We start from the raw sequence: 26,098 nt of genomic DNA on the forward strand, positions 1-26,098 counted from the left end.
GAACACGACTGCGATCGGCGCGGCGGCCTCAGTAGGGTGGCTGGCATGGCAACCACCAAGCTCAAGGGCAATGACGTCAACACCTCCGGAGACCTGCCGCTCGTCGGCCAGGAGGCTCCGGCGTTCACCGTGACCGGCGCAGACGGTGCCGAGGTGAGCCTCGACCAGTACGCCGGCCGCAAGGTCGTGCTCAACATCTTCCCCAACATCGAGACGTCGGTGTGCGCGATGAGCGTGCGCCGGTTCAATGAGCTGGCCTCGAGGCTGGAGAACACCACCGTGCTGTGCCTGTCGAACGACCAGCCCGAGACGCTGAGCAACTTCTGTGCGGCCGAGGGGCTGTCGAACGTGGTCGTGGGCTCCGGCGTCGGGCAGGGCTTCGGCGACAGCTACGGCCTCACCATCGTCGACGGCCCGCTCGCCGGACGACTGGCCCGCTCCGTGGTGGTGGTGAACGAGCACGGCGAGGTGGTGCTCACCGAGCTGGTGCCCGAGATCACCCAGGAGCCCGACTACGACGCGGCCCTCGAGGTGCTCAAGAACTGACGCCGCCACTCAGGCCGGGTGGGCGTCGACGTTCACCGCAAACCCCCACCCAACGGTGCGACCCCCAGGAATCTTCCTGGGGGTCGCACCGTTTCTTGCGAGTCTGTGGCCGTGGGAGGTCGGACAAGGGGTCGGACGAGGCTCGTTCCCGGCACCCCGCCCGGCCTCAGGAGCGGGCCGCGAGCACCTCGGCGACGTAGTCGACATCCTTGTCGCCGCGACCCGACAGGTTCACGATGATCACCTTGTCGGGGCCCAACTCGGGGGCCAGCTTCAGCGCGTGGGCCACCGCATGGCTCGACTCGAGCGCCGGAATGATGCCCTCGAGTCGGCTGAGCAGCGTGAACGCGGCCAGGGTCTCCTCGTCCGTCGCCGACACGTAGGTCACCCGGCCGGTCGCCTTCAGGTGGGCGTGCTGCGGCCCGACTCCCGGGTAGTCCAGACCCGAGGCGATCGAGTGCACCGGCGAGGGCTGCCCGTCGGCCTCCTGCAGCACCAGCGTCTGCATGCCGTGCAGCATGCCGGGGGTGCCCTTGGTCATCGTGGCCGCGTGCCGCGGGGTCGACAGGCCTTCGCCGGCCGGCTCGACGCCGTAGATGGCCACCTCGGGGTCGCCCAGGAACTCGGTGAACAGGCCGAGCGCGTTCGATCCACCGCCGACGGCTCCGACGAGGGCATCGGGCAGACGACCCTCCTCGTCCAGGATCTGCTCCTTGGCCTCGCGGCCGACGACGGACTGGAAGTCGCGCACCATCGTCGGGTAGGGGTCGGGGCCGACCACCGAACCGATGCCGAAGAAGACCTCGTGATAGTCGGAGGCGAAGGTGGTGAAGGCCGAGTCGACGGCCTCCTTCAGCGAGCGCCCGCCCTCGGTGACCTCGACCACCGTCGCCCCCAGCAGCTGCATGCGCACCACGTTGGGGTGCTGCTTGGCGACGTCGATGGCGCCCATGTGGATCTCGCACTCCAGGCCCAACAGGGCGGCGGCGGTCGCGAGGGCGACACCGTGCTGGCCGGCCCCGGTCTCGGCGATCAGCTTCTTCTTGCCCATCCGCTTGGCCAGCAGCCCCTCGCCGAGGCAGTGGTTGATCTTGTGTGCGCCGGTGTGGTTGAGATCCTCCCGCTTCAGGTAGATCTTGGCGCCACCCGCGTGCGCGGTGAGCCGCTCGGCGAGGAACAGGGGGCTGGGGCGTCCGACGTACTTCTTCAGCAGTCGCTCGTACTCGGCCTGGAACTCGGGATCGGCCTTGGCCTCCTGGTAGGCCTGCTTCACCTCGGCGATCGGGGTGACGAGATGCGGGGGCAGGAAGCTGCCACCGAACTCGCCGAAGAAGCCGGACTCGTCGGCCTGGAAGTCGTTCATCTGGGGTCCTCTGGGGTCTGTCGAGAGGGTCTCGCGGGGCACCGTCGCCCGTTGTGGGTCAGGCTATCCATCCCCCCAGCCCCTGGCGCTAGGGTCGTCCGCATGCAGGACGCCCGCCAGCCGATCAACCCCCACCCGACCAACACCGACCCGATCAACGCCGAGCTGGTGCGGGCGTTGGTCGCCGAGCAGTTCCCCCAGTGGGCCCACCTGCCGGTGACCGCTGTCGAGCGCCAGGGCTGGGACAACCGCAGCTTCCGCCTCGGGGACGAGTTCATGGTGCGCCTGCCCAGCGGCGATGGCTATGTCGCGGGGCTGCTGGGCGAGGACGAGGTGCTGCGTCAGTTGCGGGGCCACCTACCCGTGGCGCTGCCCGAGCCGGTCGCCCAGGGCGCCCCTTCGGACCTGTTCGGACGACCCTGGCTGGTGCGGCGCCACCTGGCCGGAGCCGCCCCCGATCGGGTGGACGACCTCGACCTGGGCGGGTTCGCCCGCGATCTGGCCTCCGCCCTGGTCGCCCTCCGCGAGGCCCCACCCGGGGTGCGCGGTGGGCGGGGGACGTCACCCAGTTCCGCGGTTGTCACCCGGGTGTCTGGGGCAGCCAGATGCAGGCGATGCTGGCCGACCACCCACTCGACTTCGACCGTGACCGGGCGCGCGAGATCTGGCGGACGGCGATGGGCTCGGTCTGGCAGGGGGAGCCGGTGTGGTTCCACGGTGATCTCGCGGTCGGCAACCTGCTGGTGCATGACGGCCGGCTGAGCGCCTTCGTCGACGTCGGGCAGACCGGCGTGGGCGACCCCGCCTGCGACCTCACCATCGCCTGGACGCTGTTCCGGGGCGGCGACCGGCAAGCGTTCGTCGAGGCCTTGGGGGAGCAGGGTCGCGACCCCGAGCTGTGGGAGCGCGCCCGGGGGTGGGCGTTGTGGAAGGCGCTGCTCAGCACCCGCAACCCCGACGACGGGCTGTTCGCGGGGCACGCCGCCGCACTGCCGGAGATCCTGGCTGCTGGGGAGACCGGGGCCTGGCCGCCCGCCCTCACCACCTAGAGTGGTGGCCGACGAAAGGGAACCGATGAAGGCAACCCAGTTCGACCTCGAGGTCAACGGCACCCGACTGGGTGGCCACTCGTGGCTGCCGGACGCCTCCAAGACCCCCGATGGCCACGCCCGGGCGGCGCTGGTCATCGCCCACGGCATGGCCGAGCACGGGGGCCGCTACGACCGCTTCGCCCGGGCCCTGGCGGCCCGCGGGGTGGCCGTGTTCGCCGTCGACCAGCGCGGGCACAAGCTGACCGCAGCCGCCCCCAGCAGGGCCGGCCACGTCGCCGACCGCGGCGGCTGGCAACTGCTGGTCGACGACCTGCGCGGGGTCGTGCGGCACGTGCGGTTCCGCCACCGCGATGTGCCGTTGGTGCTGATGGGGCACTCCATGGGCAGCCTGGTCGCGCGCGAACTGGTGACCCAGCCGCCGTTGCTGGTCGACGGGTTGGTGGTCTCGTCCCCGCCGGGGGATCCCGGGCTGCTCGGTCACCCCGGATCGGCGCTGGCCACGGGCATCGTCCGGGTCAGGGGTGCCGCACACCGCTCGAAGACACTCGACCGGCTGACGTTCGGCTCGTTCAACAACGCCTTCAGGCCGACCCGCACCGACTTCGACTGGCTCTCGAGCCTGCCCGACGAGGTCGACGCCTACGTGGCCGACGAGTGGTGCGGGTTCGTCTGCTCGGCCAGCTTCTTCCGCGACCTGGTTCGCGCCACCCAACGGGTCAACGGCCGCGCCGTCGCCGCCGCCACCCCGAACGACCTGCCGATCCTGCTGCTGTCGGGGTCGGACGATCCCGTGACCGCCTCGGGGGTGTCGGCGCAGAAGGCGGCCATCACCTACGAGGCCGCCGGCGTGGCCCGGGTCGAGGTGAACATCTATCCGGGTGGGCGGCACGAGATGCTGCACGACGTGATGGCAGACGCGGTCACCGCCGACGTGCTGAGGTTCATCGAGAGCCTGTGACCGGTGCGCCGGCCACCGCCGAACGGCGGCGGAACTCGCGCGGCGAGAGCCCCGTGGCGCGGCGCAACTGGGCGTGGAAACTCGACAGCGACCCGAAACCGCTGGCGTGGGCGATCTCGGCCACCGGCAGGTCGGTGGTGACCAGCAGTCGCTGGGCCTCGGCCACGCGGCACATGGTGAGGTAGGCGCCCAACGTCACCCCGACCGTCCGCCGAAAGGTGGCGGCCGCGTGGGACGGCGACAGATGGGCGGCGGCGGCGATCTCGTCCACGCTCAGGGGTCGACGATGGTGCCGCATCACGAACTGCGCCAGGTCGGTCACCAGTGAGCTCGACCCCTGCGCGCGGGACGTTGCCGTGCCCGACCCGGCGGGCACCACCGGCACCGCTTCGAGCAGCAACCGACGCACGGCGGCCTGCATCTCGACCAGCGCGATGGCGCGCCGGCGGGGGTCGTCGAGGTCGTCGTGCCACTGCTCGATGCGTCCGCGCAGGTGGGCGTGCAGGCCGGCCGAGTCGACCAACAGGGGCCGGGGCTGCAGCAGCCGGGCCACCTCGCCCTCGGTGAGGTCCCAGGTGAGGGCGATGGGCAGGGGCACGTGCAGCCAACAGGCCTTGCCGGGTCGCGACTCGACGAGTCCGTGCGGGGGCAGCGCCCAGAACAGGGCGATCTGGCCGGCACGCACCACCAGCTCTCGTCCGGCGAACAGGTACCGCAATTCGCCCTCGACGACCAGGTTGAGCTCGAGGTCGTGGTGGGAGTGCATCGCCTCCATCAGTGGCGGCTGGCCGATCCTCGTCCACAGGCCACCAGGCTGACTGGTGACGGCGGGGGAGGGCACGCCCCCAGCCTACGGCGATGGCCGTCGAATACTGGATGTTTTGCCGTGTTTCCCGGCAGACATGCGAGTGACGGTGCTTCTAGCGTGGTGCCATGACCACCTCTCGTCCCACCCTGACCATCATCGGCGCTGGCGGCTACGTCTTCCCCTTCCGGCTCATCGGCGACATCCTCAGCTTCGAGGCCCTGCGCGACAGCGAACTGCGGCTGATGGACGTCAACGCCGACAAGCTGCGCCCAGTCGCCGACGCTGCCCGCGCCCTCGTCGCCCACCACGGGCTGCCCACCACCGTCGTCGAGACCACCGACCGCCGCGCCGCCCTCGACGGTACCGACGTGGTGATCATCACCTTCCAGGTCGGTGGGGTGGAGTCGTACCGCCACGACGTCGAGATTCCGCGCCGCTACGGCATCGACCAGACCGTCGGTGACACCGTCGGCCCCGGCGGGGTCTTCCGCTTCCTGCGCTCGGTGAACGCCTACGACCAGATCATCGACGACGCGCTCGAGGTGTGCCCCGAGGCGCAGTTCATCAACTACGCCAACCCGATGGCGATGGCGACCGCCTACCTCAATGCGCGCGGCTTGCGCACCGTGGGCCTGTGCCACTCGGTGCAGGGCACCACCCGCATGCTCGCCCGCACCCTCGGCGTGCCCTACGACGAGGTCAGCTACCGCTGCGCCGGCATCAACCACCAGGCCTGGGTGCTCGAGTTCGTGCAGGGGACGACCGACCTTTACCCGCGGTTGCGCGAGGTGATGGCCGACCGGCACCGCCGCGGTCGGGCGGCCTCGGAACTGGCCGATGACTTCGGTGACCACTCCGATGCGGCCCTGGCTGCCAGCACCTACGAGGGCGGCAACGAGCAGGTGCGCACCTCGATCATGAAGGCCTTCGGCTACTTCCAGACCGAATCGAGCCACCACGCCTCGGAGTACCTGCCCTACTTCCGCAAGAACGCCGAGGCGGTCGACTCGTGGATTCCCGAGCGCTGGGACTACTACGAGATCTGCGCCGCCCACGACGACCAGGGCGACATCGACGGACAGCTCGTCCGCCTCAAGGCCGAGCTGGCGCCGTCGGTCGAGTACGGCGCCACCATCGTGAACTCGATCGTCACGGGCACGCCCAGCGTCATCCACGGCAATGTGCCCAACGGGGGTTCGCTGATCACCAACCTGCCGGACGACGCCTGCGTCGAGGTGCCCTGTCTGGTCGATGCGCGCGGCGTGCAGCCCACGGTGATCGGCGACCTGCCCCCACAGTTGGCGGCCCTCAACCGCACCAACGTGAACGTGCAGACCCTCGCGGTGCGGGCGGCGTTGACCGGTGAGCGGGAGCACGTGCACCACGCCGTGGCCCTCGATCCGTTGACGGCCGCCCTGGTGTCACTTGAGGACGCGCGCGCGATGACCGAGGAACTGTTCGCCGCCCACCGCAGCCTGCTGCCCGAGGCGCTGCGGGCCTGAGACCCCCCGATTGCGGGCGCCCCGACATTCGGTGGCAGCGGGACCCCCTGTCAGTGCGTGTGCAGGGCGTCCGCGTGGGGGTGGTGGCCGGCGTCGGGGCGGCGGTTCCACCCGCGTCGCTCCCGCAGGTGGCCGATCAGGGCGCAGATGCCGAAGATGGCGAACGACACCGTGGTCACGTAGGGGCTGATGGGCAAGCCGGGGCCGAGCGACAGCACGATGCCGCCCACGGCCGCGGTGATCGCGAAGACCACGCTCAGCAGCGAGAGCATGAACGGACGAACCGTCAGTCGGGCGGCGGCCGCGGTCGGAGTGATCAGCAGCGACAGCACCAGCAGGGCGCCCACCAGTTGCACCGACATCGCGACGGCCAAGCCGAGCACGAGCATGAAGGCGATCGACAGCCAGCGCACCGGCACGCCGCGCGCCTGCGCCACCTCGGGGTCGACCGAGGCGAAGAACAGCGGCCTCCAGATCGGGATCAGCACGACCGCGATCACGGCCGCGACGATCGCCAGGGTCGTCAGCTGGCTCGACTCGACGGCCACGATCTGCCCGGCGAGCAGGCCGAACTTGTTCGACGAGCGGCCCGTGTAGAGCGCCAGGAACAGCACGCCGATGCCCAGCCCGAACGGCAACAGGATGCCGATGGTGGCATTGCGGTGGCGGGCTCTCACCCCCAGCACCCCGAGCAGCAGGGCGGCCAGCAGGGAACCACCGATGGCGCCGGCCGTGACCGAGGCCCCGAAGTAGAGGGCTGCGGCCGCCCCGGCGAACGACAGCTCCGAGGTGCCGTGCACCGCGAAGGCCAGGTCGCGGGCGTGGATCATCGGCCCGATCACCCCGGCGATCAGGCCGAGGATCACCCCGGCGGCCAATGACCCGGCGACCAGCGGCAGCAGTTCGGCGAGGTTGTCGAAGTTCAGGAAGGTGTGGATGGTCACCTCGAGCAGGGCGCCACTCATGCGTCCACCGGCTCGTCGTGATCGGGGTGATGGGCGTGTTCGTCGCCGCCGAAGACGAGCAGTTGGCCGTCGTGGCGCAGCACCTCGACCTTGCGTCCGTACAGTTCCGAGAGTGTCTCGGTGGTCATCACCTCGTCGGGCGTGCCGATCAGAGCCTGCCCGTTGGCGAAGTAGATGATCCGGTCGACCAGCGGCAGTACCGGATTGATCTCGTGGGTGACGAACAGCACGGCGATGGTGTGCTCGCGACGGGTGCGGTCGATCAGGTCGGTGACCTGGTGTTGGTGCTTGATGTCGAGGCTCAACAGGGGCTCGTCGCACAGCAGCACACTGGGGTCGGTGACCAGCGCCTGGGCGATCCGCAGCCGCTGCTGCTCACCACCGGACAGCATCGACAACGGGGCGTCGGCGTAGGCCGTGGCGCCGACCGCCTCGAGGGCCCAGTCGACCTTGGCCCGGCGGCTCCGGCTCGGCCAAGTGATGCCCCAGCGGTCGCCGTCCAGACCCAGGGCGACCAGATCTCGTCCGCGAATCACGGCGGTGGAGTCGATCGTCTTCTGCTGGGGCACGTAACCGATGCGCCGCGAGCCGCGCTGCACGGGTTCGCCGTCGATCTCGACGCGGCCGTGCGCCAGCTCCTGCTGGCCGAGCAGCACCCGCAGCAGGGTGGTCTTGCCGGCACCGTTCGGCCCGAGGATCGCCACGAACTCGCCGGGCGCGATGTCGAGGTCGACGTGGTCCCACAGCACCCGATCGCCGAAGGCGACGCAGGCATTGTTGAGGCAGATCGCGGGGGGCGCGTCGTCCGGGGTGGTGGGTGCGGTCACTGGTTGAGGGCCTTCTCAAGGGAGTCGAGGGTGGCGCCGAGGAAGTCGGTCCAGCTCATCGTTGCATCGGGCAGCACCTCGTACACCTCGAACGTGGGCACCGAGGCCTGCTTCGCGGCGGCGATCAGCTTGTCGGCCACCGGGTCGGAGGTCTGCGGGTTGACCGCCAGGGCGCGCACCCGGCCCGATCCGATCAGCTTCACGGTCTCGTTGACGGCGGCCACCGACGGGCCGGCATCGGACTCGCTCTGCTCGACGAACTCGTGGGGCGTCGCGTCGGTCAGCCCGGCGGCCTCGAACAGGTGCACGGCCACGGGCTCGGTCGACACGATGTCGACGCCCGCCTGGCCCGCCTTGTTCTTGGCGCCGATCTGCTGGGCGCGGGTGGCGAGTTCGTCCACCGTGGTGGTGAAGGTCACGAGGTTGGCCTGGTAGTCGGACGAGTGCTGGGCGTCGGCCTTCGCGAGGGCCTCGCTCACCCGAGTGGCGACCTGCTTGGCGGCGGCGGGGGAGTACCACACGTGCTCGTTGAAACCGTCCTTGCCGGCGCCCGGCAGGCCCGAGACCTCGACGGCGTTGACGACGGTGGTGCCCTTCGCGGCCAGCGACACGGCCCAGTCGTCGTACCCACCGCCGTTGACGATGGTGACGGTGGCCTTCGAGAAGGTCAGCTTGTCCTGCGCGCTGGCCTCGTAGTCGTGGGGGTCCTGCTGGGGGTTGTCGATCACGGCGGTCACGTCGGCGTGGTCACCGGCGATCTGGCGCGCGACCGCGGCCCACATGCTGGTCGAGGCGACCACCGTCGGCTTGCCGTCGGACGACCCGGCGGCCTTGTTGTCGGCGGACTCGCCGGACGGGGAGCAGGCCGCCGTCAGGGCGACCAGGCCCACGGTGAGCAGGGCCGCGGTCAGGACGGTGTGGAGTCGGCGCACGATGATCACTCTCTGGGGTCACTCTCTGGTGGTTCGGTGCCGCGGAGCTAGCCCGCAGGGCTTAATGAGAACGATTATCGCCTGCAGTTGGGCGGCCACGCAAGTTCGGTGACCAACTCGAGCGCGTTCACTTCAGCAGCAGGCTGACCGCGCCGATCCCCGACGCGATGATGGCCACGTTCTCGAACACCTTCTGAGGCATCACGGCCAGCAGCTTCGTCCCCAGGAACGTGCCCGCCAGCACGACCGGAACCAGGTACAGGTCGTGCAGCAGGGTCTCGCGCGTGAACAGCCCGAGCGCGGCCGAGAACGGCACCTTGGTGAGGTTGATGATCAGGAAGTACCAGGCGCCGGTGCCCACGAAGCGCAGCTTGTCGATGCGGGCGGCCAGCAGGTAGAGCGTCATCACGGGCCCGGCCGCGTTGGCGGTCATCGTCGTGAACCCGGCCAGGATGCCGGCGCCGCCGGCGGCGACCTTGGTCTGCGCCCATGAGGTCGGCTCGGGGGCGGGCTCACCCGTGCCGGACGGAGTGCCCGGGCCGGACGGGATGCCCGCGTCGGGTCGACGTCGGGGGCGCCAACGGGTGACCAACTGGATCACCAACATCACCAACAGCATCGCTCCGATCACTCGGGTCAGCGCGAGGTCGTCGACCAACCGCAGGAACAGTGCCCCCAGTGCGAGCCCCGGAATGACCCACGGCAGCAGCTTCACCAACAGCTTCCAGTCGGCGTGGGCGCGGTAGCGCAGCACGGCGACGATGTCGCCGACGATGAGCAGCAGCAACACCGCCGCGGTCGACTCCTTGGTCGGCATGACGAGCGCGAACATCGCCACACTCACCGACCCCAGCCCACCCACCGAGGTCTTCGAGATGCCGATCAACAGGGCCGCGACGACCAGAGTGAGCCAGAACATGGCTGTCACCCTTTCACCCGAGGGCTGGGCGGCGGCGCGAGGGTCACGCCCTGGTCGCTAGGCTCCCGCCCATGTCACGACCCCGCATCGGCATCTCGACCACCACCGGGCACGAGCTCTCCGGCCCGTTGCCGGGTTACCCGCGCACCAACGTGGCCGCCGACTACCCCGAGGTCGTGCTCGCCGCCGGCGGCCTGCCCGTGATGCTGCCGCTGTTCGACCCGGCCGATCACCCCGACCTGGTCGCCCAGCAGGTCGCCGACCTCGACGCCCTCATCCTGACCGGTGGTCACGACGTCGACCCGGCCAGTTACGGCCAGCCGACGCGCCCCTGCTGCGGTGCCACCCTGCCCTTCCGGGATGCCTGGGACCTCGCGTTGGTCGAGGCCGCGCTGGCGAAGGGACTGCCGATCCTGGGCATCTGCCGGGGCATGCAGGTGCTCAACGTCCGCTTCGGAGGCACCTTGTTCCAGGACCTGCCGACCGATCGTCCGGACTCCGAGCTCGCCCACTGGCAGACCATCGCCCCCGACGAGCCCAGCCACCGGGTGAGTCTGGCGGCCGACGGCATCCTGCACGAGGCGATCGGCGGCGATCAGGTGATGGTGACCTCGTTCCACCACCAGGGCGTCGACCAGCTCGGACGAGGGCTGGTGGTCGAGGCCACCGCCCCCGACGGCCTCATCGAGGCCTTCTCGCTCGACCCGGCCGAGGACGGCTGGGTCGTGGGCGTGCAGTGGCACCCCGAGATGTCGCACAAGCGCGACGAGGCCGGGGTCGCGGTGGTGCGGGCGCTCGTCCGGGTGGCCGACGAACTGCGCGACTGCCCCTGCTGTCACGCCGACAACGACTGATCCCCGCGATTCTTGCGCGCTGGTCGCCGGTGGTCCCTCAGCGAACGGTGATCTGCGGCGCGTAGAGCCCCATCACCTGCAGGGCGGCCGCATGGTTCTCCGCGGACGACCCGGCGCAGCCCGCGCCGACGACCTCGACGGTGGCCCCGGCATCGGCCGCCGCCAGCGCCGTCGAGATCACGCAGCAGTCGGTGGCCACGCCGGTCAGCACCAGCGACGGCTCGGGCCCGGTGATCGCCAGCAGGTCGTCGCCGAACTTGCCGAACGTCGACACGTCGAGAGTCTCGCCACCGCGCCGCGCCGCCCACGGCACCGCCGCCTCGACCAGCTCGAACATCGGGTCGCCGTCGGGCCGATCGGCGAACGTCCACCTCTCGAAGTAGGCCGCCCACGATCCGCGCCGGTTGGTGCCGGGCAGCCAGCGGGTGACGATCGTCCGCTCGCCGTACTGGGCGACCAGTCGGTCGATGGGCTCCACCACCCGCTCGAACTCCGGGGCGCACCACTCGGAGGCCGGGTCGGCGAAGATCCGTTGGGGGTCGATCACCAGCAGCCAGGCCTCCTGGCTGCCCGCCCCGCTCATGCGCCGGCCTCGATGGCGGCCCGCACCTCGGCGGCGGTGGCGTTCTCGTCCGTGTCGGTCTGCCCCGCCTCCTGACGGCGGACGACCCCCCGGCGCGCGAGGTAGGTGACCACGAAGCCCAGCACCAGCGAGACCAGCACGCCCAGGTTGGCCCACGGCCAGTTGCCGTCCCAACTCTCGGCCCCCGACTCGTCGGTGACGCGCTTGCCCAACCCGAGCGGTTCCAGCAGGTAGCCCTGCCAGTTGTTCCAGCTGGCGTCGGCCGCGAACTGGTTGATCACCAGCCCCCAGCCGATCACCGAGCAGACCACGAGGGTCGCCAGCGAGACCCAGTCGAATCGTCCGTAGCGACCGGTGCGGCGGAACAGCGACAACGTGTCGTAGGGACGACGCCGCAGCGCCAGGTCGGCGCAGAAGATGCCGGCCCAGGCGGCCAGCGGAACGCCGAGCGTGATCAGGAAGGACTGGAACGGGCCGAGGAAGTCGGTGGCGAAGAAGACCACGACGATGGTGCCGGCCGTCAGGATGGCGCCGTCGATCAGGGCGGCGACCGGACGGGCTACCTTGACCCCGAGCGAGAGCAGCGTCAGCCCCGAGGAGTAGATGCCGAGCACGGCTCCCGAGATCAGGCTGAGCACGGCCACCACCAAGAAGATCAGCAGGATCCAGGTGGGCAGCAGGTCGGCCAGGGCGCCGATGGGGTCGCCCGCGACGTGGCCGGCGTAGGTCTCGTTCGAGGCGCTCAGCAGCAGTCCGACGGTGACCAGCACCACCGGCGCCACCGAACCGCCGAAGGTGTTCCAGAACACGATGGCGCCGGAACTGGCGCCCCGCCGCTGGTAGCGCGACCAGTCGGCGGCGACGTTCGTCCAGCCCAACCCGAAACCGGTCATCACCATCACGAGTGCGCCGACCATCTGCGCCGCCGACCCGGCCGGAAGCGCGGTGACCGCCGACCAGTCGACCTTCGGCAGGGTGATCGCCATGATCACGATGGTGGCGATGCCGGTGACCCAGGTGAGGATCGACTGCAGCTTCATGATCACGTGGTAGCCGAGCACCGAGGCGGCCACGATGGTGCCCGCGATCACGATGGTGGCAAGAATCTTGACCGCCGTGCCGTGCGCCCAACCGAGCTTGTCGAAGATGGTGACGGTGGCCAGGGTGGCCAGAATCGTCAGGGTCGTCTCCCAGCCGATGGAGGTCAGCCAGCCCAGCGCACCCGGCAGCTTCTGCCCGTCGACGCCGAAGGCCGCGCGGCTGAGCACCATGGTCGGAACCGAGCCCTTCTTGCCCGCGATCGCGATGATGCCGCAGACCAGGAAGCTGAACACCACCCCGATCAGCGTCACGGCCATCGCCTGCCAGAACGAGATGCCGAAGCCGAGCACGAAGGCGCCGTAGCTCATGCCGAAGACGCTCACGTTGGCGGCGAACCACGGCATGAACAGATCGCGCGGGCGGGCGGTGCGGGCGGGTTCGTCGATGACGTCGATGCCCTGTTGCTCGATCAGCCCCGGCTGCGGTGAACCCTGCCCCGGCGGCAAGCCCTGGTCGACGTCGGTGTCGCTCATGAAGGTGTCCTGTCTTCCGTGTCGGTCAGCGGACGTCGGGTCCGTCGAAGGTCAGTTGCATCATCACGATGTCGAGCCAGCGCCCGAACTTGCGGCCCACCTCGGGCATGCGGGCCACCTCGAGGAAGCCCATGCGTTCGTGGAAGGCGATGGAGGTCTCGTTGCTGCCGTCGAGCACGCCGATCATCACGTGCACCCCGTGCCCCTTGGCGTAGTCGATGAGGGCGGTCATCAGCATGCGGCCCACGCCGGCGGCGCGATGGCCCGACTTCACGTACACGGAGTGCTCGACGGTGTAGTTGTAGCCGGCCTTGTCGCGAAAGTTGCCGTAGCTGGCGAAGCCGACGGTCTCGCCGTCGAGCACCGCCACCAGCGTCGGATGGCCGTGCCGCTGCTTGTCCTGGAACACGGCGGTGCGCTCCGCGACCGTCACCGGGGCGAGGTCGTAGCTGGCCGTCGTGCCCACCCCGGCTTCGTTGTAGATCGCGGTGATGGCGGGCAGGTCCGCCAGGGTCGCGGGGCGAATCGTCAGCGGCATGCGCTCAGCCTAGGCCCACCGCGCCCCTGCACTGCCCATGGTCGTCGGGGGCACGCAGGCGCCGAGTGAACTATCGTCGCGCTCCATGACGACAACCCCCCACCCGGTGACCCCCCAGCCGGTGAACCCGAGCCAGGCGCGAGCTCGGGTGACGCGCACCGATCGCCTCGACCGGCTGCCGTTCAACCGCCGCCACGCCAAGCTGCTGGTCGGCTCCGGACTGGGCTGGGCCCTCGACGCGATGGACGTCGGCCTGATCTCGTTCGTCATGGTTGCGCTGGCCGCCGAGTGGAAGCTCAGCCCCGGCCAACTCAGCTGGATCGCCAGCATCGGCTTCGTGGGCATGGCCATCGGCGCGTCCCTGGGTGGTCTGCTGGCCGACAAGATCGGACGACGCCAGGTCTTCGCCCTCACCCTGCTCGTCTACGGCGTGGCCACCGGTGCCTCGGCGTTGGCCTGGTCGGTGGGGGCCCTGATCGTGCTCCGCTTCATCGTCGGGCTGGGGCTGGGCGCCGAGCTGCCGGTGGCCTCGACCCTGGTCAGCGAGTACGCGCCGCGGCGCATTCGTGGACGAGTGGTCGTGATGCTCGAGGCCTTCTGGGCCCTGGGCTGGATCATGGCCTCGCTGATCGGCTACCTCGTGATCCCCAACATCGACAACGGCTGGCGGTGGGCGCTGCTGGTGGGCATCGTGCCTGCGGCCTACGCGCTGATCGTGCGGTACGGGCTGCCCGAATCGGTGCGCTTCCTCGAGTCGAAGGGTCGCCACGACGAGGCCGAGGCCGCGGTGCGCCGCTACGAGGAGCCCTCGGGGGTGCCGGCGCCCTCGTCCGCCGAGCGGGCCGACTCGTCCGAGATCACGGCCGAGGACTTCGACCGGCGCACCATCTGGTCGCCCGGTCTGCGCTCGCGCACCATCGCCCTGTGGGTGGTGTGGTTCTGCATCAACCTGTCGTACTACGGCGCCTTCATCTGGCTGCCCAGCCTGCTGGTGAAGTCGGGCCACACGGTGGTCAAGTCGTTCGAGTACACGATGATCATCACGCTCGCGCAGTTGCCGGGGTACGCCGTCGCCGCCGTGCTGATCGAGATCTGGGGACGACGCGCCACGCTCGCGACCTTCCTGGCGGGGTCGGCGCTGTCGGCGGCCGCCTTCGGGTTCGCGGACTCCACGGCCACCATCCTGGTGGCGGGCTGCTTCCTGTCGTTCTTCAACCTCGGCGCCTGGGGTGCCCTGTACGCGGTCGGCCCGGAGCTGTACCCGACCCGTCTGCGCGGCGCCGGCACCGGAGCGGCCGCCGCCTTTGGCCGGATCGCCTCGATGATCGCCCCGCTGAGCGTGCCGATCATGCTGGCCAACGGGGGACTGCCGACCATCTTCACGGTGTTCGCGGCGGCGTTCGTCGTGGCGGCGGTGGCGGCCGTCTTCCTGCCGGAGTACAAGAACCGCGAACTGACCGAGTGAGGTCGGCCCCCACCTTTCGCCCCCACCGAAGCGCTCGGGGCAACATGTGGCACACCCTGACTGTCGCGCGGCTGCTCACTAAGCTCGGTGACGAACAGAGCAAAGATCGCGATCAGTGAGGACTTCACATGGCATCCCTGGAATGGACCGAGCAAGACCAGCGGGCAGTCGACACCGCCCGCATCCTGGCCGCCGACGCCGTCGAGAAGGTCGGGAACGGTCACCCCGGCACCGCGATCTCGCTGGCCCCGGCCGCCTACGTGCTCTTCCAGAAGGTCATGAACTGGGACGTCAACGACGACCAGTGGCTGGGCCGTGACCGGTTCGTGCTGTCGGCCGGGCACTCGTCCCTCACCCAGTACACCCAGCTGTTCCTCGCGAACGCCGACCTCACCCTCGACGACCTGAAGGCGCTGCGCACCTGGGGCTCGAAGACCCCCGGTCACCCCGAGTACCACCACACCAAGTTCATCGAGACGACCACCGGCCCGCTGGGAGCTGGCGTGTCGAACGCCGTCGGCTTCGCGATGGCCGCCCGCCGCGAGCGTGGCATCTTTGACCCCCAGGCCCCCCAGGGCGAGTCGGTGTTCGACCGCCAGATCTACGCCATCGCTGGCGACGGCTGCATGCAGGAGGGTGTCGCCTCCGAGGCCAGCTCGCTGGCCGCGACCCAGAACCTGGGCAACCTCACCCTGATCTACGACGACAACCGCATCTCGATCGAGGGCGACACCAAGATCGCCTTCTCCGAAGACGTCGCCGCCCGCTACGAGGCCTACGGCTGGCACGTGCAGCACGTCGACTGGACCCACGGTGGCACCGAGTACCGCGAAGACCCGCAGGCGCTCTACGACGCCATCGAGGCCGCCAAGGCCGTCACCGACAAGCCGTCGTTCATTCGCCTCACCACCATCATCGGCTGGCCGCTGCCCAAGAAGGCCGGCTCGCACGACGTGCACGGCTCGAAGCTCGGCGCCGAGGAGATCTCGGGGCTGAAGAAGGAGCTCAACTTCGTCGACGAGCCTTTCGCCGTGGACGAGGCCGCCGTCGCGCACGCCACCGAGAACGCCGCCGCCCGCTCGAAGGCCGCCCGCGCGGCCTGGGACGAGAAGTTCGCCGCCTGGCAGCAGGCCAACCCCGACAAGGACGCCCTGCTCACCCGCATTCGCAACCACGAACTGCCCGAGATCGAGATCGCCGAGTTCGCTCCCGGCAAGAAGGCCACCCGCAGCGCCTCGGGTGAGGTGCTCAACCAGCTGGCCGCCCAGGTGCCCGAGCTGTGGGGCGGTTCCGCCGACCTCGCCGGCTCGAACAACACCACCATGAAGGGCGAGCCCTCGTTCCTGCCGACCGAGCGTCAGAGCCACGAGTTCTCGGGCAACCCGTACGGACGAACCCTGCACTTCGGCATCCGCGAGCACGCCATGGGCGGCATCGTCAACGGCATCGCCCTGTCGGGTCTGACGCGCCCCTACGGTGGCACCTTCCTGGTGTTCTCCGACTACATGCGCCCCGCCGTGCGACTGGCCGCGCTGATGAAGGCCCCGTCCATCTTCGTGTGGACCCACGACTCCGTCGGCGTCGGCGGAGACGGACCCACCCACCAGCCGATCGAGCACGTGGCCTCGCTGCGGCTGATCCCCGGCCTCGACGTGGTGCGCCCCGGCGACGCCAACGAGGTGGCCGTGGCCTGGAAGCAGGCGCTGGAGCACCGGGATCGTCCGACCGCCCTGATCCTGTCGCGCCAGGACCTGGAGATCTTCGACCGCTCCGGCGAGGGCTGGGCCCCGGCCTCGGAGGCCACCAAGGGTGCCTACGTGCTGAAGGAGGCCTCGGCCGAGCCGAAGCTGATCCTGATCGCCACCGGCTCCGAGGTCGAGCTGGCCGTCGCATCGGCCGCCTCGCTCGAGGCGCAGGGCATTGCGACCCGCGTCGTCTCGATGCCGTGCCAGGAGTGGTTCGACGCGCAGGACGAGGCCTACCGCGAGCAGGTGCTGCCCACGTCGGTGACCGCCCGCGTCTCGATCGAGGCCGGCGTCGGCAACGGCTGGCAGAAGTACGTGGGTGCCCAGGGAGCCTCGGTCTCGATCGAGACCTTCGGAGCCTCGGCGGACGGTGCCAAGATCTTCGAGGAGTTCGGCTTCACCGTCGACCACGTCGTCGAGGTCGCCCAGTCGGTGCTGAGCTGATCGCCGCAGCGAGTTCACTCCCGACGATGGCCCGATCCTGACTGACACCACCATCGCCAGCCGCCCACCCCGGCCGGGAAGCTCCGCGAGTTCGCGGGCCTTCCTGGCCGGGGTGGGCGCGTATGTGCTCTGGGGGGTGTTCCCGCTGTTCTGGGCACTGCTGGGCGACGCGAATCCGATCGAGACGCTGGCCGAGCGCTTCCTGTGGTCGGCCCTGTGGACGGCGCTGTTGCTGGTCGTGCTCAGGCAGGGATTCTCGTGGCTCCGCCCGGCGCTCGCCGGTGGGCAGTGGGTGCCGCTGCTGCTGGCCTCGATCGTGATCGCGGTCAACTGGGGCATGTTCATCTTCGCCGTGCAGACCGGCCACACGGTCGAGAGCTCGCTCGGCTACTTCATCAACCCGCTGCTCAACCTCGTGTTCGGGCGGGTCTTCTTCGGGGAGCGCCTGGATCGGTGGGGCTGGGCCGGTGCCCTGTCGGCCCTGGTCGGCGTGGTGGTGATCAGTTGGGGCAGCTGGCACACCGTCTGGATCTCCCTGCTGCTCGCCGCCTCGTTCGGCATCTACGGAGTGCTCAAGAAGCGATCCCAGGTGCCCGCCCTGCAGGGGCTCTTCCTCGAGTCGAGTTTCATGAGCCCGGTGGCGCTCGTGGTGATCATCGTGCTGGCCGTGACCGGGCGTGGTCACTTCGGCGGCCACCTCACCTGGTTGTTCGTCATCTCGGGGCTGGTCACCGCGATCCCGTTGTGGCTGTTCGCGCTGGCCGCCCGGGGAATGCCGCTCGGACTGCTCGGCATGCTGCAGTTCATCGGCCCCACGCTGCAGTTGATCATCGGACTGCTGGTCTTCAAGCAGCAGATCTCGTGGGTGTGGTGGATCGGTCTGCCGCTGGTGTGGGTCGGGTGTGGGCTCTACCTGGTGGGTGTGCTCGGACGACGCCCGCGCCCGGCCCGGGTCGCCGCGCGCGCCTGACGCCCGCCCTTCCGCTCTCCCACCCCACGTCCCACCCCACTTCGGTTCTGGCCCCTTCCTTCGGGCGGCGCGCTGGCCGACAATGGTGGGCATGGTGGCGTGGCGCCCGGACGAGCGCCTGCAGGGCCTCGTCGACACAGAACTCGCCGCAGCCCTGGATGAGGCCGCGGCCGGTCATCGTGCGGCCCTGATCGGTGCCTGGCTGCGCCAGCTGGGCCTCGTGGCCAGCAGGGTCACGCCGGTGCGGGTCGTCACCAGGTTCGGCGAGGGCGTGGCCCGGCTGCAGTTCGCCGATCATTCGGCGATCCTGGTCGATGCCCACGGTCCGCAGACGCGGGTCGGCGAGCTGGCGATGGCGGTCGCCCGTCAGCGGCCCGTCACCGTGGTCGCGGCCCGCTGCGACGACGACGGCGTGGTCGCCCGCTTCGAGTGGCCCGGTCACACCCTCGACGTGCGGGTGCTGGGGATCGACCAGGCGCCCTGACCGCGCGCCACACCTTTTCCTTCGGGACTGGGCGGCGCGTCAGGTGGTGCGTGGCACCAGACAGGCCAGCAGGGCCTCGGCCTTGAGGTGCATCTCGGCCACCTCCTCGTCCGGGTCGGAGAGGGCGGTGATGCCCGCACCGACACCGATCCAGGCGGCGTCCTCGTCGGCCACCACGCTGCGGATCACCATGGCGGCCTCGCAGTGGTCGGCCTGGAAGATGCCGAAACACCCCGAGTAGATGCCGCGCGGCCACGGCTCCAGGGTCCGCAGGATCTCGACCGCCCGCCGCTTCGGAGCGCCGGTCATCGAGCCCGCCGGGAACAGCGCCGCGATGGCGTCGACCGTGCCCAGCCCGTCGCGCAGTCGTCCCGACACCGTCGACACCAATTGGTGCACCGTCGGGTAGGAGTGCACCGCGAACAGTTCCTCGACCTGCACACTGCCGGGTCGACACAGCTGGCCCAGGTCGTTGCGGCACAGGTCGACGATCATCAGGTTCTCGGCGCGCTCCTTCGGGGACGCGGCCAGCTCGGCCGCCAGGGCCGCGTCGATGGCCGGGTCGGGGTCCCGGCGCCGGGTGCCCTTGATGGGTGAGGTGGTGGCGACCCCGTCGTGCACGCTCAGGAAGGTCTCCATCGAGGCCGAACTCAGGGTGGTGCCGTTGATCCGCAGCAACCCGCCGCGCGGCACCGGGCTCGCATTCCTGAGCCGCAGGTGCGAGGCGAAGGCGTCGATGGGGCGGGTCGTCCACAGCGTCGTGGTGAGGCAGAGCACCCAGGCGTCGCCGGCGACGATGTGCTCGATGCAGTCGGCGATGCGGGCCCGCAGGTGCTCGTCGGAGTCCCCGGGCAGCACCGCCACCGAGCTCTCCGGGGTCGGCGTCGCGGGCTCGTCGACCCGGGCGCCCGCGAGCGTGCTCGCGGGTGGGGTCCACGCCCGTGAGGGTAAGCTGGCGTGCAGCGTGGTGGTGCCGTCGGGTCGAATCACCGCCCACTGGTCGAGCGCCACCAGCGAGACCGGCGGGTGCCGGGGCGCCTCGCCACGGGGCAGGTCGAGCAGGTCGGCGCCGGCCTCGTAACCCAGCCAGCCGACCCACGCTCCGAGATCGCCGCCGACGATCGCCCGGAAGGCAGCGAAGTCGGGTGCGAGCAGGCTGGTGCCGCCGATCCCGATCAGGTGGGTGCCCCCGTCGGAGGAGTCCAGCCAGACGACGTCGAGCGACCAGTCGTTCCACCAGTGCTGGGCCAGCGCGACCGGGTCGAGCGGTGCGTGCGGGGCCGACCAGCCCGCGGTCACCCAATCGAAGGCTCCAGAGCCGAGTGGCCCAGAACCGAATGGCTGGGCGTCGCCGGGTCGGGGAGTCATAGGTTGGATCCTATGAGTCCCGACACGCTGGTGGCCGATTCGTTTCTGGTCGACCATGGACGAGTCCTGCGGCTCGACGCCCATGCCGAGCGCTTCGCGCGGGCCGCGGCCGAGCTGGGGTTCTCGTCCGATCGGGCAGCGCGGTCGCTCGTCGAGCTGGCCAGGCGGGTGCCGACCACCGGGGTGTGGTTCCCGCGCATCGACCTGCTGGCCGACCACACTCTCGAGACTCAGGTGCGACCGGCGTCCGAGCGTGGGGGAGCGGTGCGGCTGCTGACGGCGGCCCATGACCCCCGCAGTCGCCCCGGGGTGAAGGGTCCCGACCTGGTCGCCGGGGCCACCCTTCGCGAGCAGGCGCGGGCACTGGGTGCCGACGAGGCCGTGATCACCACCGACGGGTGGGTGTGTGACGGCGCGCTCAGCGCCCTGGTCTGGTGGCGGGGGGACGCGCTGCACCTGCCCGACCCGGCGCTGACCCGGGTGCCGTCGGTGACCGCGGGCTGGCTGGCCGACCGGGTCGCCGCCGACGGGGGCACCGTCTCGTGGGTGCGGGCGCGTCCGGACGACCTCGCGGGCGCCGAGGTCTGGGTGCTGAGTGCCCTGCACGGGCCGCGCGCGGTGGTCGAATGGATCGACGGGCCGGCGGTCACCAGCTCGGACGATCGCCTGCGCCTCTGGGCCGATCGGCTCCAGGGAGCCCGCATGTCGGTCAAGCAACTTGCTTACCCTAACTAACCATCTAGAATGAGGGGCAGCACCCGAACCACTCCGCCCGGAGGAGCCCCATGGCAGACCGCGTCCGCACCTTCGCGAGTTTTGCCCTCTTCAACTACCGACTCTTCTGGCTGGGTGCGCTGGTCAGCAACGTGGGGGGCTGGATGGCTCGCGTGGCCCAAGACTGGCTGGTGCTCACGCAACTCACCGATCACTCGGCCCAGGCGCTCGGCATCGTCACCGCGCTGCAGTTCCTGCCGATTCCGCTGATCGCACCGATGGCCGGCGCCCTGGCCGACCGCTACTCCAAGCGCAAGCTGCTGATCCTCACCCAGGCGGCCCTGGGGGCCACCGCGTTCGGGCTGTGGATCCTGGTCGCCACCGACGTCGTGCAGTTGTGGCACGCCTTCGCGTTCGCCTTCCTGCAGGGAGTGGCGAGCGCCTTCGACATGCCGGTGAGGCAGGCCTTCGTGTCCGAGATGGTGCCCCAGCGACTGGTGTCGAACGCCATCGGGCTCAACTCGGCGCAGTTCAACGGCGCCCGCCTGCTGGGCCCCGGCGTCGCCGGCTTCGTGATCGCCTGGTTCGGCATCGCGCCGGCCCTGCTGATCAACGCGGTCAGCTTCGTCGCGGTGATCGCGGCCCTGTGGTTCATGCGCTCCGACCAGCTCATGCCTCGTCCGAAACCGGTGGGCAAGGGCACGGTGCGCGAGGGTGTCGCCTACGTGCGCAGTCGGCCCGACATCCTGCTGATCCTGGGGATCATCTTCATCTTCTCGACGTTCGGCATGAACTTCCAGATCACCAACGCCCTGATGGCGACGACGGTCTTCGGCAAGGGCGCCAGCGAGTACGGCATGTTGGGCTCGGTGATGGCCATCGGCACCCTGGCGGCGGCCTTCATGGCGGCCCGCCGTGCCCGCCCCCGGCTGCGCTGGCTGCTGTTGGGCGTGTTCGGCTTCGCCGCCTTCACCGCGGCGGCCGCACTGGCCCGCAGCTACCTGTTCTTCGCCACCATGCTGGTCGGCGTGGGTGTCTGCTCGCTGACCGTGATGACCTCGTGCAATGCCACGGTGCAATTGGCGGCCGACCCCGCCCTGCGAGGCCGGGTGATGGCCGTCTACATGGCCGTCAACATGGGCGGCACGCCGATCGGATCGCCGATCATCGGTTGGATCGGTGACCACTGGGGCGCCCGCTGGACGCTCGGGATCGGCGCCGCCGCCACCTTCGCGGTGGCCGTGGTCGCCAGCATCTACGTGATCGTGCACGACCGGTTGAGGGTGCGTCTGGAGACCGCCTGGCCGCCCCGTCTGCTGGTCAACCGACCGGACGAGGAGGCCGGGGTGGCCGCCGCGGTCGACCCCGACCCGCAGGCCCGGGTCGCCTGACCGATCCGCGACGGCCTACACACTTCTACAAGCAGGCTCCACCGACCCCCTGTTTCAGGGGGTGGCCCGAGCCACGGTGTAGAAGTTTGTCAATCGGACGTGGGGGGCGAGGTTCCCATCCGTCCTGCCCACCCTGAGTTCACCCCGAGTCGCCAGCGTCACCACCGATTCGCGACGTTGGTCGCTCCGGTTCGTCGGACTTGCTTCCTACAGTGGGGGGCATGGACCTGATCGCAGCAGCCCGTGACCTCCGCGCCCGCACCACCGGGCCCGTCATTCTCGAGATCGACCTCGCCCGCGGCATCACCGTGGCCCCGCCCGACAACCCGTTGGCCGCCCTGCGGTCACTCAATGCCGCGACGATGGGCGCCGTCCGCGAGGGGCTCCGGCAGGGCAAGACCGACCCCCGGGTGAAGGCACTGGTCGTGCACGTCGCGCCCTCGGGTCTGGGGCTCGCGGACCTGCAGAATCTGGGCGACCTGATCGCCGACTTCGGTGAGAGCAAGCCGACCATTGCCTGGACCCAGACGTTCGGTGAGATGGGCAACTCGCTGCCGCTGGTGGCCCTGGCCAGTCGCGCGAAGACCGTGTGGGTGCAGCCCTCGGGCATGGTCTTCCTGGGTGGACTGCACCTGTCGATCACCCTGCTGCGCGGGCTGTTCGAGAAGGTCGGTGTCACCCCCGAGTTCGGGCAGCGCAAGGAGTACAAGTCGGCCGCCGAGCAGTACGCCGGCACCAAGGTCAGCAAGGCCAACCGCGAGATGATGCAGCGGCTGGCCGACTCGGTCGTCGAGCAGTGCATGGCCCAGATCGCGGCGGGTCGCGGCCTGGAGGTCGCCGACGTGCGCTCCGCGATGGACGAGAGCCCGCTGACCGTCGAGCGGGCCGTCGAGCTCGGCCTCGTCGACAAGGTCGGCTACCGGGACGAGGTCTACGCCGAACTCTTCGACGAGCTGCGACTCGACCGTCACGCCCTGCAGTTCGTGCACCGCTACGACGCCAAGGTGCAGCGCCGCGAACTGAAGCGTCAGCTGCTCGATCGCAACGCCCCGCAGATCGGCATCGTCACCCTGCGCGGCCCAATCGTCACCGGGCGGGGCGCTCCCGGGGGCCCCGGCGGCCAGCAGGCCGGGGGAGACGTGGTCGCCGAGCACCTGCGGGCCGCCAGCCGCGACGACAAGATCAAGGCCGTCGTGCTGCGCATCGACTCGCCCGGTGGTTCCGCGGTGGCCTCCGACACCATCTGGCGCGAGGTGCACCGCGTGCGCGAGTCGGGTCGTCCGGTGGTGGCCCTGATGGGCAACGTCGCCGCGTCGGGTGGCTACTACGCCGCCATGGGCGCCGACGAGATCGTCGCCGCACCCTCGACGCTCACCGGGTCGATCGGCGTGCTCGCCGGCAAGCTGGTCACCCTCGGGTTGTACGACAAGCTCGCGCTCAAACACGAGGGCATCAGCTCGGGCCCCAAGGCCGACATGTTCGCCTCGGACAGCCACTTCTCCGAGGACGACTGGGCCACGCTGAACACCTGGCTCGACGTGATCTACGAGCAGTTCACCAGCAAGGCGGCGGCCGACCGCGGCATGGACCCGGCCGACCTCGAGAAGGTGGCCCGCGGACGAGTCTGGACCGGCGCCGACGCCCTCGAGCGCGGGCTCATCGACCACCTCGGAACGCTGGAGACCGCCGTGCAGCGGGCCGCCGACCTCGCCGATGTCGACCGGGAGCAGGCCGTGCTCCGCACCGTGCCCGCCCTGGGCATGCTCGAGCAGTTCGTGCCGGCGGAGTCGTCCGAGTCGGGTGGGCGGCCGCAGATGGCAGTGTCGGACGGCCCGGAGGCCCTGCTGCCCAGGGCGATTCGGGCCCTGGGGCTGGGCGGCGAGTGGGCGCAGCTGGCCGGTCCGTTGGCCCTGCCGTGGCGCTTCGACGTGCGCTGATGTCGACCCCGCACGAGGGTGCTGCGCACCCGGTGGTCATCGACGTCATCTCCGACATCCAGGGTCGCCTCGACCACCTCGCGGCCGCCCTCGACCTGTTCGGTGCCGCCGACGTACCGGGCGGGCGTGCCGACCACCTGGTGGTCGTGGGCGACCTGGTCGACCACGGTCACGAGGCCGAGTACGCGGAACTCTTCTCCGTGTTCGGAGCTCGAGCGTTGCCACCGATGACCTGCACCATCGGCAACCACGAGTTCTACAACGACTCCGACTCGGACGCCTCCATCGAGCGCTTCCTGCGCTGGACGGGTGAGGCAGCGGTGTGGGGGTCGGCACACATCCCGGGCGTCGACGCCATCGTCCTGGGAACCCTGGACGGGTCGGGCACCGGCGGCCACGACGTCCATCTGGGGCCCGACCAACTGGCGTTCGTCCGGTCGTCGGCGAACGAGCCGACGACCCGCCCGCTGATCGTGTTCACCCACCAGCCGCTGCCGAACACGGTGTCTGGCACCCGCCCCGACCAGGCGTGGGCGACCTACGTCGACGACCACGCCGAGGCGGACGACCTGCGCCGGGCCCTGTCGGGACGGCGACCGGTGTTGCTGGTGACCGGCCACACCCACTGGGGACTGCACCGGGACGACTGGTTGGTGCGGGTCGAGGACACCCCCGGGGGCGCCGGCTTCTGGGCCGTCAACACGGGTGCGGTCATGAACGAGTACGGCCAGGCCGCCGATGGCACCGAGGCACTCATCGACGAGGAGGCCCACACGGGTCTGCGGCTGTTCGTCGAGTCCGACCGGGTGCGCCTCGAGGCCTGGGACGCCCGCAGTGGGCGGCTGCTGCACGAGTCCATCGTTCCCTCGTTGGCCAGCGTTCCCTCGCTGGCCAGCGTGCCCCCGTCGGGGACGGCGGCTCAGAAGTAATCGCGAATGTGGCCCTGGCGACCGCCGAAGGCCGCCGACCAGGTGGGATAGGTGTTCGTGGCGCCCCCGGAGGCCAAGCCGGCACCGACGATGTTCCACAGCGACTGCGATCCAGCGAACAACAGCGACAGCCCGCGCGGGGTGAACTCCACGGGGCTGAGGCGCTTGGAGTGGGCACCGAGTCGTCCGATGCGGGTGACGGTCGCGTGCCCGTCCTCCAGACGCAACTTCCAGTCGCCGGTGACGGTGTCGACGACGTCGTCCACCACCCGGAAGGGCAACTCGCAGTCCAACCCCTCGGGCCACACCCGGGGCACCAGCGCGGCGCGCAGGTTCAGCACCTTCACCATGTAGGGGAATCGCTCGGTCACCTGCCAGGTGGCGGCGGGGTGCACGAGTCGCAGGCCGTCGTCGCCCGAGGTGCGGAAGACCGCGTGTGGCACGACGGCGGCGTTCGTGCCGAACATGGCCAACAGGGCCTGCGTGCCCGCGGACGACTGGGAGACGAACTCGCGAACCGCCAGTTCGGCGCCCTCCCCGTAGCCCGAGCCGCGATTCCAGCGGGCATAGGCCACCGGCACGCCGTCGACTTCCGCCACCGAGGTGCCGGTGTGGGCCTTCAGCCACTTGCCGGGCTTGCTGGCATACAGCGGCCCGACCCGGTCGATCGGGCCGTTCTGCTGGCTCGCCCAGCGCCGGTACAGGTTCTCCAGAGCGGCGACGTCGTCCTCGACCGCGCGGCGCACGGTGACCCCCTCGGGTGCCCGCAGGCTGGCAAGCTCGGCCAGCGGCACGCGCACCCGGGTGAGTTCGGCGGCGAGTTCGAAACCGAACCCCCGGTAGATGCCGTTCGCGGTCGGGAACAGCGTCGCGACGACGGCGCCCCGCTCGCGTGCCCGCGCGAGCGCGGTCGTGAGCAGCGGACGAAGCACCCCCCGGCCGCGGTCCTCCATGGCGGTGGTGACACTCATCACCCCGGCCGTGGGCAGGTCGACGCCACCCCAGAACGACGAGATGTCGCGCACCCCGGCTCGTCCGATCTGGCGGTCGCCGTCGAACGCGCCGTGCCAGTGGGTGGGGGGTCGCGAGATCTGGCTGGTGTTCTTCTTGGTGACCGGCGAGCCGAAGGCCTCATGGCGCAGGGCCTGCGAGGAGGCGGCGTCGGCGTCGGTCAACGGACGAACGGTGACGGGCATGGGGGCCAGTCAACCACTGTTGGGGTCGCGGGCG

Annotated in this window: 25 protein-coding genes; 14 read left to right on the top strand and 11 right to left on the bottom strand. The window is 70.3% G+C overall.

The genetic code is table 11. From position 1 onward, the window contains the following. The first annotated feature begins 45 nt into the window (after positions 1-45). Positions 46-546: a thiol peroxidase gene (gene tpx, locus ACSDQ9_RS10230; RefSeq protein WP_435146658.1), complete on the top strand. Its 501-nt coding sequence runs from the start codon at positions 46-48 to the stop codon at positions 544-546. 166 nt (positions 547-712) lie between these two features. On the opposite strand, the gene trpB is transcribed toward tpx, so the two are convergent. Continuing rightward, complete coding sequence (gene trpB, locus ACSDQ9_RS10235; RefSeq protein ID WP_435146660.1) at positions 713-1,909, bottom strand: tryptophan synthase subunit beta; 1,197 nt, start codon at positions 1,907-1,909, stop codon at positions 713-715. A 102-nt stretch (positions 1,910-2,011) separates the two neighbouring features. Between trpB and ACSDQ9_RS10240 the strand changes: the two genes are divergently transcribed. The 3 genes from ACSDQ9_RS10240 to ACSDQ9_RS10250 are packed head-to-tail and all read left to right on the top strand — an operon-like array spanning position 2,012 to position 3,919. Then, a complete protein-coding gene (locus ACSDQ9_RS10240; RefSeq protein ID WP_435146662.1) occupies positions 2,012-2,671 on the top strand; it encodes a phosphotransferase in 660 nt (219 codons plus the stop codon). Next, entirely contained in the window at positions 2,587-2,958 is a 372-nt protein-coding gene (locus ACSDQ9_RS10245) for a phosphotransferase (RefSeq protein ID WP_435146663.1), read from the top strand. Before ACSDQ9_RS10240 ends, ACSDQ9_RS10245 begins: the two co-directional genes overlap by 85 nt. Before the next feature lie 25 nt (positions 2,959-2,983). Continuing rightward, positions 2,984-3,919, top strand: a complete 936-nt coding sequence (locus ACSDQ9_RS10250) for an alpha/beta hydrolase (protein WP_435146665.1) — start codon at positions 2,984-2,986, stop codon at positions 3,917-3,919. Here the strand turns inward: ACSDQ9_RS10250 and ACSDQ9_RS10255 are convergent. Beyond that, a complete protein-coding gene (locus tag ACSDQ9_RS10255) occupies positions 3,903-4,760 on the bottom strand; it encodes a helix-turn-helix domain-containing protein (protein WP_435146667.1) in 858 nt (285 codons plus the stop codon). The two genes, ACSDQ9_RS10250 and ACSDQ9_RS10255, sit on opposite strands and share 17 nt — an antisense overlap. Before the next feature lie 92 nt (positions 4,761-4,852). On the opposite strand from ACSDQ9_RS10255, the gene melA reads away from it, so the two are divergent. Further along, complete coding sequence (gene melA, locus ACSDQ9_RS10260; RefSeq protein ID WP_435146670.1) at positions 4,853-6,229, top strand: alpha-galactosidase; 1,377 nt, start codon at positions 4,853-4,855, stop codon at positions 6,227-6,229. A gap of 50 nt (positions 6,230-6,279) precedes the next feature. Here the strand turns inward: melA and ACSDQ9_RS10265 are convergent, their stop codons facing one another. From ACSDQ9_RS10265 to ACSDQ9_RS10280, 4 genes are all read right to left on the bottom strand, one after another. Next, positions 6,280-7,194, bottom strand: coding sequence for a metal ABC transporter permease (locus ACSDQ9_RS10265; RefSeq protein ID WP_435146672.1), 915 nt, complete (start codon positions 7,192-7,194; stop codon positions 6,280-6,282). Beyond that, positions 7,191-8,021: a metal ABC transporter ATP-binding protein gene (locus tag ACSDQ9_RS10270; protein ID WP_435146674.1), complete on the bottom strand. Its 831-nt coding sequence runs from the start codon at positions 8,019-8,021 to the stop codon at positions 7,191-7,193. Before ACSDQ9_RS10270 ends, ACSDQ9_RS10265 begins: the two co-directional genes overlap by 4 nt. Further along, on the bottom strand, positions 8,018-8,953 hold the full coding sequence (locus ACSDQ9_RS10275; RefSeq protein ID WP_435146676.1) for a metal ABC transporter solute-binding protein, Zn/Mn family: 936 nt from the start codon (positions 8,951-8,953) through the stop codon (positions 8,018-8,020). Before ACSDQ9_RS10275 ends, ACSDQ9_RS10270 begins: the two co-directional genes overlap by 4 nt. Before the next feature lie 127 nt (positions 8,954-9,080). Continuing rightward, positions 9,081-9,872: a sulfite exporter TauE/SafE family protein gene (locus tag ACSDQ9_RS10280; protein ID WP_435146679.1), complete on the bottom strand. Its 792-nt coding sequence runs from the start codon at positions 9,870-9,872 to the stop codon at positions 9,081-9,083. A gap of 71 nt (positions 9,873-9,943) precedes the next feature. Between ACSDQ9_RS10280 and ACSDQ9_RS10285 the strand changes: the two genes are divergently transcribed. Beyond that, complete coding sequence (locus ACSDQ9_RS10285) at positions 9,944-10,726, top strand: gamma-glutamyl-gamma-aminobutyrate hydrolase family protein (RefSeq protein ID WP_435146681.1); 783 nt, start codon at positions 9,944-9,946, stop codon at positions 10,724-10,726. Between the two features lie 37 nt (positions 10,727-10,763). Here the strand turns inward: ACSDQ9_RS10285 and ACSDQ9_RS10290 are convergent, their stop codons facing one another. Genes ACSDQ9_RS10290 through ACSDQ9_RS10300 form a run of 3 tightly spaced genes read right to left on the bottom strand, consistent with a single transcriptional unit; the run spans position 10,764 to position 13,421 of the window. After that, positions 10,764-11,309 carry a cysteine hydrolase family protein gene (locus ACSDQ9_RS10290; protein ID WP_435146683.1) on the bottom strand — a complete coding sequence of 182 codons (546 nt, stop codon included), beginning with the start codon at positions 11,307-11,309 and terminating at the stop codon, positions 10,764-10,766. Next, on the bottom strand, positions 11,306-12,883 hold the full coding sequence (locus ACSDQ9_RS10295; protein WP_435146685.1) for a purine-cytosine permease family protein: 1,578 nt from the start codon (positions 12,881-12,883) through the stop codon (positions 11,306-11,308). The genes ACSDQ9_RS10290 and ACSDQ9_RS10295 overlap by 4 nt, the downstream gene beginning before the upstream one ends. A gap of 25 nt (positions 12,884-12,908) precedes the next feature. Beyond that, positions 12,909-13,421 (bottom strand): GNAT family N-acetyltransferase, encoded by a 513-nt coding sequence (locus tag ACSDQ9_RS10300; RefSeq protein ID WP_435146687.1) that lies wholly within the window; start codon positions 13,419-13,421, stop codon positions 12,909-12,911. Between the two features lie 85 nt (positions 13,422-13,506). Here ACSDQ9_RS10300 and ACSDQ9_RS10305 point away from each other — a divergent pair, with 85 nt between their 5' ends. The 4 genes from ACSDQ9_RS10305 to ACSDQ9_RS10320 all read left to right on the top strand — a co-directional run bounded on the left by ACSDQ9_RS10305 (position 13,507) and on the right by ACSDQ9_RS10320 (position 18,529). Further along, complete coding sequence (locus ACSDQ9_RS10305) at positions 13,507-14,886, top strand: MFS transporter (RefSeq protein ID WP_435146688.1); 1,380 nt, start codon at positions 13,507-13,509, stop codon at positions 14,884-14,886. Between the two features lie 128 nt (positions 14,887-15,014). After that, positions 15,015-17,075 (top strand): transketolase, encoded by a 2,061-nt coding sequence (gene tkt / locus ACSDQ9_RS10310; RefSeq protein WP_435146690.1) that lies wholly within the window; start codon positions 15,015-15,017, stop codon positions 17,073-17,075. Positions 17,076-17,187: 112 nt separating this feature from the next. Next, entirely contained in the window at positions 17,188-18,045 is an 858-nt protein-coding gene (rarD, locus tag ACSDQ9_RS10315) for an EamA family transporter RarD (RefSeq protein WP_435146692.1), read from the top strand. A gap of 91 nt (positions 18,046-18,136) precedes the next feature. Further along, entirely contained in the window at positions 18,137-18,529 is a 393-nt protein-coding gene (locus tag ACSDQ9_RS10320; RefSeq protein WP_435146694.1) for a hypothetical protein, read from the top strand. A gap of 39 nt (positions 18,530-18,568) precedes the next feature. Here ACSDQ9_RS10320 and ACSDQ9_RS10325 read toward each other — a convergent pair whose 3' ends face one another. Continuing rightward, positions 18,569-19,897, bottom strand: coding sequence for an anthranilate synthase component I family protein (locus ACSDQ9_RS10325; RefSeq protein ID WP_435146696.1), 1,329 nt, complete (start codon positions 19,895-19,897; stop codon positions 18,569-18,571). 12 nt (positions 19,898-19,909) lie between these two features. Here ACSDQ9_RS10325 and ACSDQ9_RS10330 point away from each other — a divergent pair, with 12 nt between their 5' ends. The 4 genes from ACSDQ9_RS10330 to ACSDQ9_RS10345 all read left to right on the top strand — a co-directional run bounded on the left by ACSDQ9_RS10330 (position 19,910) and on the right by ACSDQ9_RS10345 (position 24,868). After that, on the top strand, positions 19,910-20,632 hold the full coding sequence (locus ACSDQ9_RS10330; protein WP_435146698.1) for an aminotransferase class IV: 723 nt from the start codon (positions 19,910-19,912) through the stop codon (positions 20,630-20,632). 50 nt (positions 20,633-20,682) lie between these two features. Beyond that, positions 20,683-22,002, top strand: coding sequence for an MFS transporter (locus ACSDQ9_RS10335; protein ID WP_435146700.1), 1,320 nt, complete (start codon positions 20,683-20,685; stop codon positions 22,000-22,002). 221 nt (positions 22,003-22,223) lie between these two features. Continuing rightward, the gene (sppA, locus tag ACSDQ9_RS10340; protein ID WP_435146702.1) at positions 22,224-23,939 is read left to right on the top strand and encodes a signal peptide peptidase SppA; all 1,716 of its coding nucleotides are present in this window, start codon (positions 22,224-22,226) and stop codon (positions 23,937-23,939) included. Continuing rightward, complete coding sequence (locus ACSDQ9_RS10345) at positions 23,939-24,868, top strand: metallophosphoesterase family protein (protein ID WP_435146704.1); 930 nt, start codon at positions 23,939-23,941, stop codon at positions 24,866-24,868. Before sppA ends, ACSDQ9_RS10345 begins: the two co-directional genes overlap by 1 nt. Here ACSDQ9_RS10345 and ACSDQ9_RS10350 read toward each other — a convergent pair. Beyond that, entirely contained in the window at positions 24,859-26,064 is a 1,206-nt protein-coding gene (locus tag ACSDQ9_RS10350) for a GNAT family N-acetyltransferase (protein WP_435146706.1), read from the bottom strand. The genes ACSDQ9_RS10345 and ACSDQ9_RS10350 overlap by 10 nt on opposite strands. Between the last annotated feature and the right edge of the window lie 34 nt (positions 26,065-26,098).

Origin of the sequence: Aestuariimicrobium soli (assembly GCF_051192575.1) — a bacterium.
Taxonomy (GTDB): Bacteria; Actinomycetota; Actinomycetes; order Propionibacteriales; family Propionibacteriaceae; genus Aestuariimicrobium; species Aestuariimicrobium soli.